15 protein-coding genes are annotated in these 19,393 nt (G+C 63.6%); 5 read left to right on the plus strand and 10 right to left on the minus strand.

Annotated elements, in window-relative coordinates; genetic code table 11:
• Positions 1-14 precede the first annotated feature (14 nt).
• The 8 genes from T8A63_RS14775 to hisS all read right to left on the minus strand — a co-directional run bounded on the left by T8A63_RS14775 (position 15) and on the right by hisS (position 8,537).
• The gene (locus tag T8A63_RS14775) at positions 15-809 is read right to left on the minus strand and encodes an ABC transporter ATP-binding protein (protein ID WP_067629504.1); all 795 of its coding nucleotides are present in this window, start codon (positions 807-809) and stop codon (positions 15-17) included.
• Positions 810-861: 52 nt separating this feature from the next.
• Positions 862-2,070 carry an ABC transporter substrate-binding protein gene (locus tag T8A63_RS14780; RefSeq protein ID WP_322344241.1) on the minus strand — a complete coding sequence of 403 codons (1,209 nt, stop codon included), beginning with the start codon at positions 2,068-2,070 and terminating at the stop codon, positions 862-864.
• A 33-nt stretch (positions 2,071-2,103) separates the two neighbouring features.
• Positions 2,104-3,174 carry a branched-chain amino acid ABC transporter permease gene (locus T8A63_RS14785; protein ID WP_067938217.1) on the minus strand — a complete coding sequence of 357 codons (1,071 nt, stop codon included), beginning with the start codon at positions 3,172-3,174 and terminating at the stop codon, positions 2,104-2,106.
• Entirely contained in the window at positions 3,171-4,175 is a 1,005-nt protein-coding gene (locus T8A63_RS14790; RefSeq protein ID WP_067938219.1) for a branched-chain amino acid ABC transporter permease, read from the minus strand. The genes T8A63_RS14785 and T8A63_RS14790 overlap by 4 nt, the downstream gene beginning before the upstream one ends.
• Before the next feature lie 70 nt (positions 4,176-4,245).
• Positions 4,246-5,061: an ABC transporter ATP-binding protein gene (locus T8A63_RS14795; RefSeq protein ID WP_067938221.1), complete on the minus strand. Its 816-nt coding sequence runs from the start codon at positions 5,059-5,061 to the stop codon at positions 4,246-4,248.
• Positions 5,062-5,272: 211 nt separating this feature from the next.
• Positions 5,273-5,962 (minus strand): ATP phosphoribosyltransferase, encoded by a 690-nt coding sequence (hisG, locus tag T8A63_RS14800; protein ID WP_067624598.1) that lies wholly within the window; start codon positions 5,960-5,962, stop codon positions 5,273-5,275.
• Positions 5,959-7,041, minus strand: a complete 1,083-nt coding sequence (locus tag T8A63_RS14805; RefSeq protein WP_322344242.1) for an ATP phosphoribosyltransferase regulatory subunit — start codon at positions 7,039-7,041, stop codon at positions 5,959-5,961. The genes hisG and T8A63_RS14805 overlap by 4 nt, the downstream gene beginning before the upstream one ends.
• Complete coding sequence (gene hisS / locus T8A63_RS14810) at positions 7,041-8,537, minus strand: histidine--tRNA ligase (RefSeq protein ID WP_322344243.1); 1,497 nt, start codon at positions 8,535-8,537, stop codon at positions 7,041-7,043. The genes T8A63_RS14805 and hisS overlap by 1 nt, the downstream gene beginning before the upstream one ends.
• Before the next feature lie 167 nt (positions 8,538-8,704).
• Here hisS and T8A63_RS14815 point away from each other — a divergent pair, with 167 nt between their 5' ends.
• Positions 8,705-8,899: a SlyX family protein gene (locus T8A63_RS14815; protein WP_040700622.1), complete on the plus strand. Its 195-nt coding sequence runs from the start codon at positions 8,705-8,707 to the stop codon at positions 8,897-8,899.
• 13 nt (positions 8,900-8,912) lie between these two features.
• Here T8A63_RS14815 and T8A63_RS14820 read toward each other — a convergent pair whose 3' ends face one another.
• A complete protein-coding gene (locus T8A63_RS14820) occupies positions 8,913-9,479 on the minus strand; it encodes a hypothetical protein (RefSeq protein WP_322344244.1) in 567 nt (188 codons plus the stop codon).
• Between the two features lie 95 nt (positions 9,480-9,574).
• Positions 9,575-13,111 (minus strand): DNA polymerase III subunit alpha, encoded by a 3,537-nt coding sequence (gene dnaE / locus T8A63_RS14825; protein ID WP_322344245.1) that lies wholly within the window; start codon positions 13,109-13,111, stop codon positions 9,575-9,577.
• Between the two features lie 199 nt (positions 13,112-13,310).
• Between dnaE and xdhA the strand changes: the two genes are divergently transcribed.
• Genes xdhA through T8A63_RS14845 form a run of 4 tightly spaced genes read left to right on the plus strand, consistent with a single transcriptional unit; the run spans position 13,311 to position 19,382 of the window.
• Positions 13,311-14,702, plus strand: coding sequence for a xanthine dehydrogenase small subunit (gene xdhA / locus T8A63_RS14830; protein ID WP_322344246.1), 1,392 nt, complete (start codon positions 13,311-13,313; stop codon positions 14,700-14,702).
• Positions 14,699-17,113 (plus strand): xanthine dehydrogenase molybdopterin binding subunit, encoded by a 2,415-nt coding sequence (gene xdhB / locus T8A63_RS14835; protein ID WP_322344247.1) that lies wholly within the window; start codon positions 14,699-14,701, stop codon positions 17,111-17,113. The genes xdhA and xdhB overlap by 4 nt, the downstream gene beginning before the upstream one ends.
• A complete protein-coding gene (gene xdhC / locus T8A63_RS14840) occupies positions 17,110-17,868 on the plus strand; it encodes a xanthine dehydrogenase accessory protein XdhC (protein ID WP_322344248.1) in 759 nt (252 codons plus the stop codon). Before xdhB ends, xdhC begins: the two co-directional genes overlap by 4 nt.
• The gene (locus T8A63_RS14845) at positions 17,865-19,382 is read left to right on the plus strand and encodes an ABC transporter ATP-binding protein (RefSeq protein ID WP_322344249.1); all 1,518 of its coding nucleotides are present in this window, start codon (positions 17,865-17,867) and stop codon (positions 19,380-19,382) included. Before xdhC ends, T8A63_RS14845 begins: the two co-directional genes overlap by 4 nt.
• The last annotated feature ends 11 nt before the right edge of the window (positions 19,383-19,393 follow it).

The following is a 19,393-nucleotide window of genomic DNA, read 5'->3' on the forward strand; positions in this document are numbered from 1 at the left end:
TCAGACTCAGAGCACTAGCTGAGCCAGCGTTTGCGGCGCTTGTAATGTTTCACATCGCGGAAGGATTGCCGCGCGCCGCCCTCCTCGCCCATGCCGAGGTAGAAGGACTGGATGTCCTTGTCGCCGCGCAGCTTGGCGACATCCCCTTCCATGACGATCTGGCCGCTCTCCATGATGTAGCCGTAGTCGGCCACCGAAAAGGCCACCCCGGCGTTCTGCTCCACCAGCAGGATCGCGGTGCCGTCCTCTTGGTTGAGGCGCTTAATCGTGTCGAAGATCTCCGCCACCACCTTGGGCGCGAGGCCGAGCGAGGGCTCATCCATCAGGATCAACTCAGGCCGCGCAATCATTGCCCGGCCAAAGGCCAGCATCTGCTGCTCCCCGCCTGAAAGATAGCCCGCGATCTGGCGGCGCCGCTCCTTCAACCGCGGGAAAAACGCATAGACCTTGTCATAGTCCGGCTTCGCCTGCCGCCGGTCCAGCGCGTAGGAGGCGGCGATCAGGTTGTCCTCCACCGTCATTTCACTGAAGATCCGCCGCCCCTCGCGCACGTGGAACAGCCCCTGCTGCACCAGACGGTCGGGCTGGATCGTCATGATCGACTGACCTTTGAAGCTGATCCGCCCCTCGCCGACCTCACCGTTCTCCAGCGCCAGCAGGTTGCTCGCCGCTTTCAACGTGGTGGTCTTGCCCGCACCATTGGTGCCCAGAAGCGTGACGATCTTGCCGTCGGGCACTTCCAGCGACAGCCCGCGCAGCGCCTGCACCGTATGGTGGTAGGTCACTTCGATGTTCTCGATGGTCAGCACGGGCGCGTCCTCTTTCTAGGGTGTGGGGCGCCCGCCGGACGCCCCGCGTTTATCAAACGGTGAACCAATCGGATTTCGGCGTGAACAACCCGTCCTCGGGGTTGTAGCCATAGACCCGGCCCGTCCCGATGGCGTTGTTTTCCATGCTCACCGGCCCACCAAAGAAGCCGCCCGAATCCCAGTCCGAGATCCCCGCCAGCTTCTCGGCGATGTTGTCGGGTGTCAGCTCCAGCCCGGCCTCGGCGGTGTCGCGGAAGGCCTTCATGGCGATCTCCAGCCCGCACATGGTCTGGATCGCCCATGTCGACATGTAGTTCTCCAGCGGCGTGCCCGCGAACATTTTCTTGCTGAGTTCGGCGTACTGCTGATAGCGCGGCGCCTCTTCGCGGTCATAGAAATAGCGGTAAGGCATGACGCCCTCATAGCCCGCAAGGAACGGCCCCGCCTCGGCGGTGATGCGGTCGGCAATCAGCTTCTCCATGCCCCAGAAGGTGCCCTTGAATTTGACCGGCAGACCAAACTGCCGCGCGCCGCCAATAAGCTGCGGCCAGACGCCAGTGACATAGCCCTGAAGGATACAGTGATCCGCGCCGGACTGCGCCAGTTTGGTGACGTGCGTGGGGATATCCGCGCCTTCGGCCTTGGTGCTTTCCTCCAGCACGACCTCGAGGCCCAGCTCCTCGGCGGTCTTGCGCCCGTGTTCGATCGGATCGCGGCCAAACTCAGTGTTGGAAAAGATGAAGGCGACCTTCTGCCCGCCCTCGTTCTTGATGTTCTGCAACAGGATGTCGAACTGGCTTTGATAGGTCGGACCCGAGAGATACTGGTAGGGATGCGTCGCAGGGTCGGCCAGTTCCGAGGCGAAAGAGGTCGAGCCCATAATCCGGGCGTTCTCGCCCTTCAACTCGGGCGCGATCAGCTTCATCGCCCCCGTACTGTCAGCGAAATAGCCGATCATGTTCTTGCCTTCAGAGGCCAGCGCCCGCTGGTAGTTGTTGAGCGCATTCTGCGGCACATAGCCCGAATCCTCGGTGACGAAGCGAATGGGCACCCCAGCCACCCCGCCCTCGTCGTTGAAAAGCTTCGCGGCCATGGCAAAGGCAGGCGCGACCAACTGACCGGCGGTGGCAAAGGGCCCGGTGAGCGGCAGCGAGGCGCCGAGCACATACTCCTTGGGCTGGGCGCGCAGGATCATCGGCGTGCCCATGGCCGCCGTCGCGGCGGCGGTGGTGGCGAGGAAGGATCGGCGGTTCATGGTCATCTGGTCTTCTCCCTGATGTGGCCTTGTGAATTCTTACCCGCGCGCAAACGGCCAACGGTTTGCGGCGCGCAGGATACGGTCGACGATCTGGTTGATGCCCAAGGGTTCCTTGAGCAGGAACAACACCAGCAGCACGCCGAAGGCGATCTGCTGCAAGGGCGCGCGCAATTGCCCCGCGCCGGCGCTGTCACCCGCAAGCGCGCCAAAGAGAACTTTGATAAGTTCGGGCACCATCACCACGATGATGACCCCGAAAACCGGCCCCATCGTGCGCCCCATGCCACCGATGATCAGCGCCGCCACAAGGTTCAGCGACAGCGCCAGTTCGAACTGCTCGGGCAGGATGCGGGCGTAGAAATAGGCGAAAAGCGCCCCCGCCAGACCACAGTACGCGGCCGAGAGGGCAAAGCTCATCAACTTGTAGCGCAAGAGCGAGATGCCGAGGATCTCGGCAGAATAGTCGCGGTCGCGAATGGCGATGAAGGCACGACCCACGCGGGTGCGGATCAAGTTCTGCGCCGCCAGCAGCGACACCAACCCCACCGCCGCAATCAGACCGAACATCTCACGTTTGGTATCCAACTCCCAGCCCAGCAGATTAGGCACATTGGTATTGATCCCCACCATGCCACCGGTCCAAGGGGCAAAGAGGTCTTCTTCGATCAAAAAGATCACGATGAAATTCGCCGCCAGCGTCGCCACGGCAAGGTAGAGCCCCTTGACCCGCAGGCTCGGCAGGCCGACCAACACGCCGACCGCCGCCGCCAGCGCCACCGCCAAAGGCACCGAGACGAAGGGCATTAACCCTGCCGGGATCACCCCGGCGCCGAGGTTACCGAAGATGGTCACCGCATAGGCACCGATGGCGACGAAGGCGCCATGGCCCAGCGAGACCAGCCCGGTATAGCCGGTCAGGATGTTGATCCCCACCACGGCGATCAGCAGGATGCCCATCTGGCTGGCAATCAGGATCAGGTAGTCATTGCCGAAGAGGGTGAAAAGCGCCAGCGCAAGGATCGACCCGTAAACGAAGGCCTGTTTGTAGCGGTTGTTCAGCACCCGCTCATCGGCGGCATAGCTGGATTTGAGATTTGCGTTGATCATATCCGCTCGACCTCTTTCTGGCCCATCAGCCCGTGCGGGCGCCAGATCAGCACCACCAGCACGGTGACGTAAGGCACGATCTCGGCCCAGCCGCCGCCCATCTGCCACTGTGTCATCGCCTCAAGCACGCCGACGACCATCGCCGCGATCAGCACGCCGATATAGCTGTCGAGCCCGCCCATCAGCACGATCGCCAGCACCGAAAAACCAAAGAGACCAAGGCTCGGTGAAATGCCGTTGCGGGTGGCGAGGATTGCCCCCGCGATGGCCCCTGTGGTGCTGGCCAGCACCCAAGCGCGGGAGAAGACCTTGGGCACTGAAATACCCATCGAATAGGCGGTCGACTGGTCCTCGGCGGTGGCGCGGATGGCAATGCCGCCCTTGGTGAACTTCACGAAGGCGACGATGCCACCGAAAAGCAGCAGGGCCACGACCATGTTCACCAGATCAGTGCCAAAGAGGAAGATCATCGTGCCGAACAACTCGAACCGGATCGGCATGTTGGGCGCGATATAGGGCACGCTTGCCGCATCCGCCGTCCAGATCAACTGCGCCGCGCCCGACAGGATCGAGATCAGGCCAACCGTGACCATGATCATCGCAAAAATAGATTGCCCCATCAGCGGGCGCATCAATACCCGCTCGATGATCCGGCCCAGAATGGCGTTGCAGACCAGCGCCCCCGCCAGCCCCAACAGGATGCGCGGCAGGTTCGCCACCCAATCAAGCACCGCCGCCACGGGCGAAAACATCGGCAGTTCGCCCCGCATTTCGACCATCCAGCCCGGCTGCCAAGAGGCGAGCCAAGCAGGCGCCCAAGGCTGGCCCGGGACGATCACGGCGAAGGTGAAGTAGAAATAGGCCCCGAACATGATCAGATAACCATGGGCGAAGTTCACCACCTTGGTCGCCTTGTAAACGCTGACGATCCCCACGGCGATCAGCGCGTAGATCGCTCCGGCCATCAGCCCGTTGATCGCGAATTGCACGAACTGCCCCATCAAAGCGCCCCCCTGTCCTGAAACCCGGAATCTTTGAAAGATTCCGGACCGATTTCTTTTAAAGAAATCGTCATGCCGCGGCCCCCAGATAGGCTTCGATCACCGCCGGGTTGTTCGAGACCTCCTCGGGCGTGCCGCTGGCGATCTGCTGGCCGAAGTTCAGCACGACGATGCGGCTGCAGATGTCCATCACCATGTGCATGTCATGTTCCACCAGCAGGATCGTGGTGCCGAACTGCTCCTGCACGTCGAGGATGAACCGCGCCATGTCGGCGGTCTCTTCCCGGTTCATGCCCGCCACCGGCTCATCCAGCAGCAGCACGCGCGGGCGCATCGCCAGCGCGCGGCCCAGTTCGACCCGCTTTTGCAGACCATAAGGCAGCATGGTAATCGGGTATTTGCGGATGTGGTCGATCTCAAGGAAATCGATCACCTGCTCTTCGATCTCGCGGCGCAGCTCCAACTCGGCCTTCTGCGCCGCGCCGAAATAGCGCAGCGCTTGCCAGACGTTGGTATTGAGCCGCGTGTGACCGCCGAGCTTGATGTTGTCGAGCACGGTCATGCCGCGAAACAGCGCGATGTTCTGGAAGGTCCGCGCCAGCCCCAGCCCTGCGCGCCTGTCGGGGCTGAGCGTCGTGATATCCTGCCCGTCAAAGGACACACGCCCCCGGTCGGGCTTGTAAAACCCTGATATCGCATTGAAAAGCGAGGTCTTGCCCGCGCCGTTGGGGCCAATGACACCGGTGATCTCTCCGGCCCCGGCTTCGAAATTCACCCCCTGCAGCGCCTTGATGCCGCCAAAGGACAGATGCAAATCCTCAATCTTCAGCAATCGCCCACTCCCATGCGGCGACGGCTGCGGCCCCTCGCGAGGGGCGCGTGACATCCGATCATCGACGGATCCTCCCTATGTCCCGATCCCTGCCCCTTTTGGCGGAGCTTGTGGTATCGGCCTGTTGACCCTTTCACCCTATCCGAAGCGCGCTATCCCGCAAGTCTCTTGATAGGTCGCAGGGCGACAGGCGCCCGAGCCAGAGAGGCTCGGGAGGTGCAATCATATGGAAGGGAAGGGAAAAACCCCTGGCTATGACGCTACGTCAGGTCAGTTGCGCGATGAGGGTTTTCAGCGCTTTGCGGCTGTGATCCTCTAGGGGTGCCATGCGCGACCGCCAGAGTGTGGCCTGCGATTGCAGGATCAAACCGTCGCTGAGGATCTTGAGGTGATTGGCGCGCAGCGTCTCTCCGCTGGAGGTGATATCGGCAATCGCCTCGGCGGTTTCATTCAGCACCGTGCCCTCGGTCGCGCCCTGGCTGTCGACCAGCGCGTAATCGGCCACACCGTGGGTGCGCAGGAATTCCCGCACCAACCGGTGGTATTTCGTGGCGATGCGCAGGCGGAAGCCATGTTCCGCACGGAAGGCCGCCGCGGCGGCATCCAGATCATCCAGCGTATCGACATCGACCCAAGCCTGCGGCACCGCGATGATCAGGTCGGCATGGCCAAAGTTCAGTTCCTCCAGCGGCTCGACCAGTTGATCCCAAAGCGCCAGCTTCTCTTGCACCAGATCGGTGCCGGTCACGCCAAGGTGGATCCGCCCCGCCGACAGTTCGCGCGGGATTTCTCCGGCTGAGAGCAGCACCAGAGAGACATCTTCGATGCCCTCGACCTTGCCCGCATATTCGCGGTCGGACCCGGTGCGCTGCAAGCTCACGCCGCGCGCGCCGAACCATTCAAAGGTCTTTTCCATCAGCCGCCCCTTGGACGGCACACCAAGTTTCAGCGTCATTGCCCGGCCTCCAGTTCTAGCATCAGGCCGGGGCGCATCACGCCGCCCACCGCCGGGATTTCATCGCCCTGCCCCAACCGCCGGGTCAGCGCGTCATAGCGCCCGCCGCTGGCGATGCTGGGCAGATCGGGCCGCGAGGCCGCGCGGAAGGCAAAAACGAAACCGTCGTAATATTCCATCGAAGACCGCCCATGGCTGGCCTCGAAGAGCAGTGCATCGGTGTCGATCCCGCGGGCGCGCATCGCATCGGCGCGGGCCGCAACGCGGGCCACGGCATCGCCGATGGCGGGCATGTCGACGGCCAGATCGCGCAGACGGCTCAGCGCGTTCGGCAGGGTTTCTTTGACCTCCAACAGCGCCTCAAAAAGATCAACTTGCTGCGCGGAAATTGGCGCGGTCTTGGCGTCTTCGCGCAGCGCTGCCACGCGGGCTTCGATCTCTGCCTGTGAGCGCAGTCCGACCATGGGTGCCGAAATCTCAGCCTCTGCCTTGGCCAACAACGCTTTGCGTCCGGCAGGCACAGGGGTGCGCCCCGCATAGCGGTCCAGCAACGCGCGAAAGCGGCGCGGGCGCCAGATGTGACGCATCAATGCCTGTTTGCGCGCGGGCGAGGTATCAAGCCCCTGCACCGCCGCCATCAGCACACCGATATCCCCCGTCACCGGGCGCACCGGCAACCCCTGCATCGCCTCGGCGATCAGGGCGAAAACCTCGGCATCTGCCGCCGCCGGGTCGGCGCGGTCGAAAACCTCGAAACCCACCTGAATGTATTCATTGGCGCGGTTCGGATCATGCTCCTGCCGCCGAAAGACCTCTCCCGAATAGGTATAGCGCGCGGGCTCGGCCCCATGGGCCATATGCATCTGCACCACGGGCACGGTGAAATCGGGGCGCAGCATCTGCTCGCCACACAGCGCGTCCGAGGTGACGTAGGCGCGCGCGCGGATGTCCTCGCCGTAGAGGTCCAGCAGCGTGTCGGCCGGTTGCAGGATCGGCGGCTCGACGAGCACAGCGCCCTGCGCGTCGAAAATCGCGCGTAGCGACGCCGCCCGCGCCAGCGTTTCGGAACGTGTCGGCATCAGCTTGTCCGATCCAGAATATCGCGGACCGCCTTGATCAGATCGGCGCGGGGCACTTCATATTGGTTGGGGCGCTCTTTCCACTCATCATGGCTCGCCTCTTGCGCCAGTTGCGCGCCCAGCACCATGTCCTTGATCTGCACCACGCCGCGGTCTTTCTCGTCACCGCCTTCGATGACCACAACCGGGCTCTGACGCTTGTCGGCGTATTTCATCTGGTTGCCGAAGTTCTTGGGGTTGCCCAGATATACCTCTGCCCGGATGCCCGCCTGCCGCAACTCCGCGACCATCGCCTGATAATCGGCCATGCGGTCGCGGTCCATCACGGTGACGACGACGGGGCCTGTGGCTTCGCCCTCAAGCCGCCCCTTCGCGGCCAGCGCGGCCAACAGCCGGTCAACGCCGATGGAGACGCCCGTCGCAGGCACTTCCTGCCCGGTAAACCGCTTGACCAGATCATCATAGCGCCCACCGCCCGCGACCGAGCCGAAGTTCCGCGCGCGGCCCTTTTCGTCTTTGACCTCAAAGGTCAGTTCGGCCTCGAACACCGGCCCTGTGTAATAGCCAAGGCCGCGCACGACCGACGGATCAATCTCAACCCGGTCAGGACCATAGCCACCCGCGGCCAGAAGGTCAGAGATCAGCTCAAGCTCATCCACACCCTGCACGCCGACATCGGAGCCCGCGACCAACTCGCGCAGCCGCGACACTGTCTCGGCCCCACTGTCCCGCTTGGCCTGCATGAAACCCATGACCACATCGGCCTGCGCGTCTTCCAATCCGGCACCCTTGGTGAAATCGCCGCTGTCGTCCTTGCGGCCCTCCCCCAACAGCGCGCGCACGCCCTCCGGCCCCAGCCGGTCCAACTTGTCGATGGCGCGCAGCACGATGCCGCGCTCGGTGTCCTTGTCGTCTCCGGCAAGGCCCGCGACTTCCAGCACCCCATTCAGCACCTTGCGGTTGTTCACCCGCACGACATAGTCGCCGCGCGCGATCCCGACCTCTTCCAGACAATCGGCCAGCATCGCGCAAATCTCGGCATCCGCCGCCACCGATGGCGCGCCTACGGTATCCGCATCGCACTGATAAAACTGACGAAACCGCCCCGGTCCCGGCTTTTCATTGCGCCAAACCGGCCCCATCGCATAGCGGCGGTAGGGCATCGGCAGATCGTTGCGGTGCTGGGCATAGACCCGCGCCAAGGGCGCTGTCAGATCATAGCGCAGCGCCAGCCAATCACCGGGTTTGTCGCCTTCTGAATCTTCCTGCCACGCAAAGACACCCTCGTTGGGGCGGTCTACATCGGGGAGGAATTTGCCAAGCGCCTCAACCGTCTCAACGCCCGAGCTTTCCAGTGCGTCGAACCCATAACGGTGGTAAACTGCGGCGATCTTGCTGAGCATCTCGGCCCGATGGGTCACCTCGGTCCCGAAATAATCGCGGAACCCCTTCGGGGTCTGCGCCTTGGGACGGGGGGTTTTCTTGGGCTTTGCCATGGCAAGGATCCTCGGTGCATCAATTGGCCTCGCGTCTAGCCCAAGCCCCCCGCAAGAGCAAGCAACGCTGCGTATTGCCTCTGTCTTGTGCCGCCCGCCCATGCTAAATCGCGCAAAAAGGACGCGCCCCTATGTCAGAACAAACCCCAGATCAAACCGCAGAACGAATTAACCAACTCGAAGAGCAGATCGCCCACCTGACCCGCGCGGTCGACGATATGTCAGAGATCGTCACCCGTCAGGAGGATGAGATCGTCACCCTGAACCGCCGCGTGCATATGTTGATGCAGCGCGAGGGAGAACGGGATGCTTCGGGCGGTGGCGCGGTCGTCATGGGCGATGAACGGCCCCCGCATTACTAAGCGACGGTCCCGCTCAATTCGCTGATTTCATTGCCACGGCGGCCACGGCCCCGTCATGCACCAGCACCTCAGACCAACGTGCGGTTTGGCCCAACCGCTCATAAGCATTGACGAAAAACGCCGTTTTATCGAGCGTGCCAATCCGCTTGCCGCAGGGTTTGCCCTTGCCCACGCCACAGACACTGGCCTTGATCGCCTCATAGGCCGCGTCGGTCTCGGCGATGGGCAGGTTTTCCCCGCCCGGGCCATAGTGCAACTGTTCGTAGACCGAGGGCGTGCCGAACAAGACATTGGCCGCCGTCAACTGGCGCGCGCAATCATCCGCAAAACCGGTGATATAGAAACTGCGCGCCCCCGCGCTGCCGGGTTGCGAATCGAACAGCCGATAGCCCCGCGCCGCAGGTTCTTCGACCATCTTGCCCAAATCTTGCTCTCGCACATCACAGACGCGGGCGACCTCCCCAAAAGGCAGGGCGGTGCCAAAGCCGATCTCGTCAACCTGAGGCGCCGGCGCGGAGGGCGCCATGCCGCAGGCCGAGGGAAGCGCTGCCATGATCAAAAGGCCGATGCGTCGTTTCATGCTTTGCTCCCCGTTGCTTATCAGGCAGTTAGCGCAGCCACCGCTTGCCGTCCACTGACGGGCGGAAAAAGGGCGGATCTGCGCGAGGGGCGAGGTCAGATTTCCTCGACCTCCATCACCCCGTCGAGCGAGCGGATCGCGCCCTTGATCTGCGGTGTCACCGGGAACTCGCGCCCCAGATCAACCTCGACCTCGCCGGGCAGGCTTGGGTCCATCAGGCAGAACTGCACCGGCCCCTTCCCCGCCGCCTTGACCGCTTGGCGCGCCCCGTCGAGCACATCGGCCACCGATTGAATGGCCCCCGGCCCGTCGATGAAAACGCGCAGCCCCATGCTGCCCGCATCCGCCACCGCCGCGTCGATCGGGCCGATGCCGCGTGCCAAAAGCTTCAACTGGTCGCTTTCCATCGTGGCTTCGACCGTAACGACGACCTTGGACCCGACCTCCAGATGATCGCGCGACGCCTCCAGCACGTCGGAGAAGATCGTCACCTCGTAGCCACCCGTGGGGTCCGACAGCTGCGCAAAGGCAAAGCGGTTGCCCCGCGCCGACTTGCGCTCTTGCCGTCCGGCGACCACGCCCGCCAACCGCGCGTTCATCGCGCCGCGGGTGCTGACCTTTTCGTTCAATTCGTCCAGCGTGAGGAAGGGCAAGCCCGCCTCGCGCGCCCATTTGCGTTTCAGCGGCGGCATGTAGTCGTCAAGCGGATGGCCCGAAAGATAAAAGCCCACAGCCTTGAATTCCTCGGCCAGCCGCTCCGCCGATTGCCAGTCATCGCAGGGCAGCATCCGCGGTTCGGGCAGATCATCGCCTGCCTCACCAAAGAGCGACACCTGACTGCTGGCTTTCTGCTCATGGATCGCCGCGGAGTAGCTGACCAGCCCGTCGAGCGATTGGAACACCCGCCGCCGGTTGCTGTCGAGCTGATCGAAGGCGCCCGAGCGCACCAGCATCTCCAGCGGCCGCTTGCCCACGCGCTTGAGGTCCACCCGGCGGGCGAGGTCAAAGAGCGTGGCAAAGGGCTTGTCGACACCGTCGACCTTGCGCCCCTCGGTCACCAGCCGCATCGCCTCCAACCCGACGTTCTTCAACGCACCGAGCGCATAGACCAGCGCGCCATCGACCACTTTGAAGGTCGCATCCGAGCGGTTCACGCAGGGCGGCACCCAAGGCAGTTCCAGCCGCTTGCGCACTTCCTCGAAGTAAACCGCCAGCTTGTCAGTCAGGTGGATATCGCAATTCATCACCCCGGCCATGAACTCGACCGGGTGGTTCGCTTTCAGCCAAGCCGTCTGGTAGGAGACCACCGCATAGGCCGCCGCGTGGGATTTGTTGAAACCGTAGTTGGCGAATTTTTCCAGAAGGTCGAAGACCTCTGCCGCCTTCTTTTTATCGACCCCATTGGCCATCGCGCCCTTTTCGAACTTGGGGCGTTCCTTGGCCATCTCCTCGGCAATTTTCTTACCCATCGCACGGCGCAACAGGTCCGCGCCGCCAAGCGAGTAGCCCGCCATGACCTGCGCGATCTGCATCACCTGTTCTTGGTAAACGATAATGCCTTGGGTCTCTTCAAGGATGTAGTCGATCGACGGGTGCACGGATTCCAGCTCGCGCTGGCCATTCTTGACCTCGCAATAGACCGGAATGTTCTCCATCGGGCCGGGACGGTAAAGCGCCACGAGGGCCACGATGTCTTCGATACAGGTCGGTTTCATGCGCTTGAGCGCATCCATCATGCCGCTGGATTCCACCTGAAAGACCGCGACCGTCTTGGCGCTGGAGTAAAGCTTGTAGGTCGCTTTATCGTCGAGCGGGATCGTGGCCACGTCATCCACGTGCCCCTCTGGCGGCTCATAAATTTGGCGACCATCTGCGGCGAGGTGCAGATGCCGCCCGCCCGCTTTGATCTGATCAAGCGCGTTTTGGATGACGGTGAGAGTCTTCAGACCCAGAAAGTCGAATTTCACCAGCCCGGCCTGTTCGACCCATTTCATGTTGAACTGCGTCGCTGGCATGTCCGAGCGCGGGTCTTGATAGAGCGGCACCAGATGGTCCAGCGGCCGGTCGCCGATGACCACACCCGCCGCGTGGGTCGAGGCGTTGCGCAAGAGCCCCTCGACCTGCTGGCCATAGGTCAGCAAGCGGTCCACGACCTCTTCGTTCTTGGCCTCTTCGCGCAGGCGCGGCTCATCCGCCAGCGCCTTTTCGATGGAGACGGGTTTCACCCCTTCCACCGGGATCATCTTCGACAGACGGTCGACCTGCCCGTAGGGCATCTGCAACACGCGACCAATATCGCGCACCGCCGCCTTGGACAAAAGCGCACCGAAGGTGATGATCTGCCCCACCTTGTCGCGACCGTATTTCTCCTGCACGTAGCGGATCACCTCTTCGCGGCGGTCCATGCAAAAGTCGATGTCGAAGTCGGGCATCGAGACCCGCTCGGGGTTGAGGAAACGCTCGAACAGCAGCGAATAGCGCAGGGGGTCGAGGTCGGTGATGGTCAGCGCATAGGCCACGAGTGACCCCGCACCCGAGCCCCGCCCCGGCCCCACGGGAATGTCATTGTCTTTGGCCCATTGGATGAAGTCGGCAACGATCAGGAAGTAGCCGGGGAACCCCATGCCTTCGATGATGCCCAGCTCGAAATCGAGGCGCTTTTGGTAGTCCTCCACGCTGACCGCATGGGGGATCACCGCCAGACGCGCCTGTAGCCCCTCGTTGGCCATGCGGCGCAGTTCGGCCACCTCATCGTCGGCGAACTTCGGCAAGATCGGGTCGCGGCGGTAGGCCATAAAGGCGCAGCGTTTGGCGATCTCGACAGTGTTGCTCAGCGCTTCGGGTAGATCGGCGAAAAGCGTCGCCATCTCGGCCTGCGACTTGAAGTAATGCTGCGCGGTCAAGCGGCGGCGGGGCTGGCTTTGGTCAACATAGGCACCCTCGGCGATGCAGATCAGCGCGTCATGGGCCTCGTACATATCTGGTTTCGGGAAATAGACATCGTTGGTCGCAACCAGCGGGATATCCATCGCATAGGCCATCTCGATAAAGCCGCGCTCGGTCAGACGCTCGGGCTCGGGTTGGCCACCGTCTTCGGGGTGGCGCTGCAACTCGACATAAAGCCGGTCGCCAAAGGCACCCTGCAGCCGCGCCATCAACGCCTCTGCCGCCGGGCGCTGGCCGCCTTGCAAAAGCATCCCCACCGGCCCCAACGCGCCACCCGTCAGGCAGATGAGATCGGCGCTCAGCGCCTCAAGCTCCGCCAGCGTCACCTCGGCCACCGCCCCGCCCTTGTCGAGGTAGAGGCAGGAGTTCAGCTTCATCAGGTTCTCATAGCCCAATTCGCTTTGCGCCAGCAGGACCACCGGCGCAGGCGGGCGCGGTTTCTCACCCGGCTGCACCTCGACATAGGCCACGTCGACCTGACAGCCGATGATCGGCTGCACGCCCGCGCCCGCCATGGCGACAGAGAATTCCAGCGCGGCGAACATGTTGTTGGTGTCGGTCAGCGCCAGCGCGGGCATGCCCGCATCGCGGCACATGCTGGGCAGCTTTTTCAGCCGCAGCGCGCCTTCCAGCAAGGAATACTCGGAATGGCTACGCAGGTGAATGAATCGGGGATCATTGGACATGCCCGCAATTTACGCGACCCGCCCCGCAGGCACCAGCATCGGATCACACCCAGCGCATTTTTCGCCCAAGGTGTTTTTTCTTGCCAAAACGCCCCCCACCCCGCTAGCCTGACCTCTACCTCGCCCGCGCCCGGTTCTACGCCGCATCGAACCCCGCGCACCGTTATGGGCCACTTTGTACTGCGGCGGATGAGAACCAATGGACATCACTTTTCTTCTCAACGGAGAAGTCGTGTCACTCTCCGACGTGTCTCCGACCACCACCCTGCTTGATTGGCTGCGCGAAGAACGCGGGCTGACCGGGACAAAAGAGGGCTGCAACGAGGGCGACTGCGGAGCCTGTTCGGTGATGATCACCGATGAAAACGGCAGCCGCGCGCTCAATGGCTGTATCCTGTTTCTGCCGCAGGTGAATGGTAAAGCCGTCACCACGGTTGAGGGCATGGCAAGCGCCGATGGCACGCTGCATCCCGTGCAGGAGACGATGATAGAGCATCACGGCAGCCAATGCGGTTTCTGTACGCCGGGCTTCGTGGTCTCCATGGCCACGGCGCATCTCAATGGTGCGACGGATCATGACGTGCAACTGGCTGGCAACCTTTGCCGCTGCACCGGCTACGCGCCGATCATCCGCGCGGCCAAAGCCGCCGAAGGCGCACCGGTGCCAGAACATCTGTGCAGCCTCAAGGACAAGTTGGCGCAGGACATCCCCGCGCCCGCCAAAGCCGATGGCGCGCCGCATGTACAGCCCGAGAACAGCGATGCGTTGGCCGCTTGGTATCTCGACAATCCGGACGCCACGCTGATCGCCGGAGCAACGGACGTGGGTCTTTGGGTCACCAAAGGCTTCCGCGATCTCGGCGCCGTCGCCTTCCTCAACCGCTGCGCCGATCTGCGCGGCATCACCGAGGACGAAACCGGCCTGCGCATCGGTGCAATGACCACGCTGACCGAGGTAGAGGCAAAGCTTGCCCCCCTGCATCCCAGCTTGGGTACCATGCTGCGCCGCTATGGCTCGACGCAGGTGCGCAACGCGGCGACGCTGGGCGGCAATATCGCCAATGGCTCGCCCATCGGGGATGGCCCGCCCGCGCTGATTGCGCTTGGGGCGACCCTGCAGTTGCGGCGCGGTAATGCGCGACGCGAGATAGCGCTTGAGGATTTCTTTCTCGACTACGGCAAACAAGACCGCGCGGCGGGAGAATTTGTCGAAGCCATCCTCATCCCCCGCCAACATGACACCCTGCGCTGCTACAAACTGTCGAAACGCTTCGAGCAAGATATTTCGGCGGTCTGCGGCTGTATTTCGATCACCGGCAATGGCACCGAAATCCTCACCGCGCGCATCGCCTTTGGCGGCATGGCGGCAACACCGAAACGCGCCGCTGCGGCTGAGGCGGCGCTCGTCGGCCAACCGTGGAGCGAAGACACCATCCGCAAGGCGATGGCAGCGATGACCGACGATTTCACCCCCCTCTCGGACATGCGCGCCTCTGCCAGCTACCGGATGGAGGCGGCGCAAAACATGCTGCTGCGCTATTTCCATGACGCCAACGGTCAAGCCACCCACCTGCAGGAGGTCTCGGCATGAGCGTTGCAAAGCCCCTTCCCCATGACGCCGCGAAGCTCCATGTCACCGGTGCCGCGCGCTATGTCGACGACATCCCCACGCCGCGCGGCACGCTGCATCTGGCCTTTGGCCTCAGCCCCGTCGCGGCGGGCGAATTGACGGCGCTTGACCTCGACGCCGTGCGGTCTGCGCCCGGCGTGGTCAAAGTGCTGACTGCCGATGATCTCCTCCATGACTGCGACACCTCACCCTCGAACCATGACGAGCCGCTTTTGGCGACGGGCGAAATTCATTTCGCGGGCCAACCGCTCTATCTGGTCGTGGCCACCAGCCACCTCGCTGCCCGTCGCGCCGCGCAACTGGGCAAGCCACAGATCACCCCGCGTGATCCGATCCTGACCGTCGAGCAGGCGCTCGCCGCCGACAGCCGGTTCGAAGACGGCCCCCGCATCTACCAGAAGGGCGATGCCGAGGCCGCGCTCTCCAAGGCCAGCCGCCGCCTCTCGGGCCAGATCGAGATGGGCGGGCAGGAGCATTTCTATCTCGAAGGTCAGGCCGCCATGGCGCTGCCGCAGGACAACGGCGACATGCTGGTGCATTCCTCGACCCAGCACCCGACCGAAATTCAGCACAAAGTGGCCCATGCCATTGGCCGCCCGATGCATGCCGTGCGGGTCGAGACGCGGCGTATGGGCGGCGGTTTCGGTGGCAAGGAAAGCCAAGGCAACGCGCTGGCGATTGCCTGTTCTGTCGCCGCGTCTCTGACCGGCAAACCCTGCAAGATGCGCTATGACCGCGATGACGATATGATCATCACCGGCAAGCGGCATGATTTCCGCATCGCTTACGACGCAGGCTTTGACGAGACGGGGCGCATCACCGCGCTGGACGTGACCCATTACACCCGCTGCGGCTGGTCGATGGACCTCAGCCTGCCCGTGGCCGACCGCGCCATGCTGCACGCCGACAACGCTTACCATCTGCACGACATCCGCATCACCTCGCACCGCTTGCGCACCAATACCGCCAGCGCCACGGCGTTTCGCGGTTTTGGCGGGCCGCAAGGGGTGGTCGGAATTGAGCGGGTCATGGACCATATCGCTCATGAACTGGGCCTCGACCCGCTCGCCGTGCGCCGGGCGAATTACTACACCGACAACGCCCACCGCCCGACCGAGGTGGAGGCCACCGGCACCGCGATCGACAACCGCACCCCACCGGATGCAGAGGCCGATCTATCCTCTCGCGGCGCGCCCCCTGCGGCGGCAGGCAAGGCTGCGATCCCTGAAACCCCGTCGGACGTGCAGACCACGCCCTATCAGCAGCCGGTCAACGACTGTATCATCAATGCACTGACCGACCGACTGGTTGAGAGTGCCGACTACAACGCCCGCCGCGCCGCCATCGCCGAATGGAACGCCGCAAACCCGCTACTGAAACGCGGCATCGCCATCACCCCGGTTAAATTCGGCATCTCCTTCACGCTCACCCACCTCAATCAAGCGGGCGCGCTGGTGCATGTCTATCAGGATGGCTCGATCCACCTGAACCATGGCGGGACCGAGATGGGGCAAGGGCTGTTCCAGAAGGTTGCGCAAGTCGCCGCGTCGCGCTTTGGCGTCTCGCCCGAGGCGGTCAAGATTACAGCCACCGATACCGCCAAAGTGCCCAACACCTCGGCCACGGCGGCGTCTTCTGGGTCAGACCTCAACGGGATGGCCGCGCAAAACGCCTGTGACACGATCCGCGACCGCATGGCGGCGCATCTGGCCGAACGCTACCAGACCACGCCGGATCAGGTGCGGTTCACCGACGGCATGGTGCAGATCGGGGGCGAAGAGATCACCTTTGCCGCTGCCGCCGCTTCGGCCTATGAAAACCGCGTCAGCCTTTCGGCCACGGGATTTTACAAAACGCCCGACATCGAATGGGACCGCATCGCCGGACGCGGGCGGCCGTTCTACTACTTCGCCTATGGTGCCGCCTGCACCGAAGTGGTGATCGACACGCTGACCGGCGAAAACCGCATTCTGCGCACTGACATCCTGCATGACGCGGGCGCCTCGCTGAACCCGGCGCTGGACATCGGCCAGATTGAGGGCGGATACGTGCAAGGCGCGGGCTGGCTCACGACCGAGGAACTGGTCTGGGACGAAACCGGCACCCTGCGCACCCACGCGCCTTCGACCTATAAAATCCCTGCCTGCTCCGACCGGCCGCCCGTGTTCAACGTGAAACTCTGGGACCAGCCAAACACGGCGCAGACGGTCTACCGCTCTAAGGCCGTGGGCGAGCCGCCCTTCATGCTGGGCATCTCGGCCTTCATGGCGCTGTCGGATGCGGTATCGGCCTGCGGAGATCGCTACGCCGATCTGCAAGCGCCCGCCACCGCCGAGGCCGTCCTTGCCGCCGTCGGACGGGCGCGGGAATGAGCGCGATTTTCGTCGAGGTCACCGCCACGCGCGGATCGGCCCCGCGGGATGCGGGCACGGCGATGAAGATCACGCCGGACAGCATCGACGGCACCATCGGCGGCGGCGCGTTGGAGCATCAGGCGATTGCCCATGCCCGCCGCCTGCTGGCCGAAGGGCGTTTTGAGGACAGCCAAACCCTGCCCCTCGGCCCCGGCCTTGGACAGTGCTGCGGCGGCGCGGTAAGCCTGCGCTACACTGCCGCGCCCCGCCCGCTCGACAACCCCACGCCGCTGCCGCTGGACGCCACATTCGAGAGCGACACGCCCCTCTGGCTTTGGGGGGCGGGGCACGTGGGCCGCGCGGTGGTGGCCGCCTGCCCAGCCAACGCTTTTGCCATCACATGGATCGACAGCGCGGCGGACCGTTTCCCCAAAGACGTGCTGCCCCATGTCACCGCCACCCCCACCGCCGACATGCCGCGCCTTGCCGCCCACGCGCCGCAAAACGCGCACCACCTGATCTTTACCTATTCCCATGACATCGATCTCGCCCTCTGCGCTGCCCTGCTTAAACGCGGGGCAGAGAGTGTCGGCTTGATCGGCTCTGACACAAAAAAGTCACGGTTTTCCCGCCGCTTGCGCGACATGGGGCTGGATCCCTCTGGCATCATCTGCCCTATTGGCGATAAGTCGCTGGGCAAGCTGCCCGCCCAGATTGCACATGGTGCGTTGATCTCTCTCATCGCCCGGACCCAGACAAAGGTTTCCGCATGACAGACAAACTTCTCGACCTCTCTGGGTTGACCAAGGCCTACCCCGGCGTCGTCGCGAACGATGACGTGTCCTTGCGGATCGCTCCGGGTGAGGTTCACGCCCTGCTGGGCGAGAATGGCGCGGGCAAATCCACACTAGTCAAAATGATCTACGGGCTGGTCAAACCTGACGCGGGCCAGATGCAGATGCGGGGCGAGAACTTTGCCCCCAGCGATCCCCATGCCGCACGACAGGCGGGCGTCGGCATGGTGTTTCAACATTTCTCGCTTTTCGATGCGCTCAGCGTGGCCGAGAACATCGCCCTCGGCATGGAAAACCCGCCGCGCATGCGCGAGCTGAGCCAGCAAATCCGCGACGTGTCGGATACCTATGGCCTGCCGCTTGCGCCGGATCGCACCGTCGGCGATCTATCGGCGGGGGAACGTCAGCGGGTCGAGATCATCCGCTGCCTGCTGCAAGAGCCCAAACTGCTGATCATGGACGAGCCGACATCGGTTCTTACCCCGCAAGAGGTTGAAATCCTATTCAAAACCCTGCGCAAACTCAGCGCTGAGGGCACCGCGATCCTTTATATCTCGCACAAGCTCGAAGAAATCCGCAGCCTGTGCGACAGCGCCACGATCCTGCGGTTGGGCAAGGTCGTCGGCCATTGCACCCCGCGCGAGACCTCGGCGCGCGACATGGCAGAGATGATGGTCGGCAGCGCGCTGAAAACACCCACGCGCGACAGCAAGGCGCCGGGCGAAGTGACGCTGACGCTCAACAAACTCTCGGCGCGGTCGGCCCATGCTTTCGGCATGCCGCTGCGCGAGATTTCGGTCGAGGTGCGACGCGGTGAGGTGCTGGGCATTGGCGGCGTCGCGGGCAATGGGCAGGACGAATTGCTCAACGCGCTCTCGGGTGAAACGCTGGTCGGGGCGGGCATGATCACCTTTGACGGGCGCGATATTGGCCTTCTTGGCCCCACCGCGCGCCGGGCTCTCGGCGTGTTGACCGCGCCCGAAGAACGGCTGGGCCATGCCGCCGTGCCGGACATGTCGCTGACGGAAAACGCCATGCTGACCGGGGCCGCCCGTGAGGGGCTGGAACGCGGCGGCATGCTCGACTGGGGCAAGGCGCGCAGCTTTGCCGAGAAGATCATCAAGACATTCGACGTGCGCACCCCCGGCCCCGGCAATGCGGCGCGCTCGCTCTCGGGGGGGAACCTGCAAAAGTTCGTCATTGGCCGCGAGGTGCTGCAACGGCCCGAGCTGCTGGTGGTGAACCAGCCGACATGGGGTGTGGACGCTTCTGCTGCTGCCGCGATCCGGCAGGCGCTTTTGGACCTCGCCTCCGGCGGCACCGCCGTCATCGTCATCAGCCAAGACCTTGATGAGTTGATGGAGATTTCCGACAATTTCGCCGCGCTAAACGAAGGCCGCCTGTCGCCGACGCGCCCCGCTCAGGGGCTGACGGTCGACGAGATTGGCCTGATGATGGGCGGCGCGCATGGCATGGAGGTGGCGCATGTCTAAGCCAAACCTCG

It is taken from the genome of Sulfitobacter sp. OXR-159 (genome assembly GCF_034377145.1).
Classification (GTDB): Bacteria; Pseudomonadota; Alphaproteobacteria; order Rhodobacterales; family Rhodobacteraceae; genus Sulfitobacter.

Bases quoted from the DNA above. Each gene is read 5' to 3' on its own strand.
- T8A63_RS14780 (WP_322344241.1), bottom strand. From the start codon at position 2,070: ATGACCATGAACCGCCGATCCTTCCTCGCCACCACCGCCGCCGCGACG.
- T8A63_RS14785 (WP_067938217.1), bottom strand. From the start codon at position 3,174: ATGATCAACGCAAATCTCAAATCCAGCTATGCCGCCGATGAGCGGGTG.
- T8A63_RS14790 (WP_067938219.1), bottom strand. From the start codon at position 4,175: ATGGGGCAGTTCGTGCAATTCGCGATCAACGGGCTGATGGCCGGAGCG.
- T8A63_RS14795 (WP_067938221.1), bottom strand. From the start codon at position 5,061: ATGTCACGCGCCCCTCGCGAGGGGCCGCAGCCGTCGCCGCATGGGAGT.
- hisG (WP_067624598.1), bottom strand. From the start codon at position 5,962: ATGACGCTGAAACTTGGTGTGCCGTCCAAGGGGCGGCTGATGGAAAAG.
- T8A63_RS14805 (WP_322344242.1), bottom strand. From the start codon at position 7,041: ATGCCGACACGTTCCGAAACGCTGGCGCGGGCGGCGTCGCTACGCGCG.
- hisS (WP_322344243.1), bottom strand. From the start codon at position 8,537: ATGGCAAAGCCCAAGAAAACCCCCCGTCCCAAGGCGCAGACCCCGAAG.
- T8A63_RS14820 (WP_322344244.1), bottom strand. From the start codon at position 9,479: ATGAAACGACGCATCGGCCTTTTGATCATGGCAGCGCTTCCCTCGGCC.
- dnaE (WP_322344245.1), bottom strand. From the start codon at position 13,111: ATGTCCAATGATCCCCGATTCATTCACCTGCGTAGCCATTCCGAGTAT.
- xdhA (WP_322344246.1), top strand. From the start codon at position 13,311: ATGGACATCACTTTTCTTCTCAACGGAGAAGTCGTGTCACTCTCCGAC.
- xdhB (WP_322344247.1), top strand. From the start codon at position 14,699: ATGAGCGTTGCAAAGCCCCTTCCCCATGACGCCGCGAAGCTCCATGTC.
- xdhC (WP_322344248.1), top strand. From the start codon at position 17,110: ATGAGCGCGATTTTCGTCGAGGTCACCGCCACGCGCGGATCGGCCCCG.
- T8A63_RS14845 (WP_322344249.1), top strand. From the start codon at position 17,865: ATGACAGACAAACTTCTCGACCTCTCTGGGTTGACCAAGGCCTACCCC.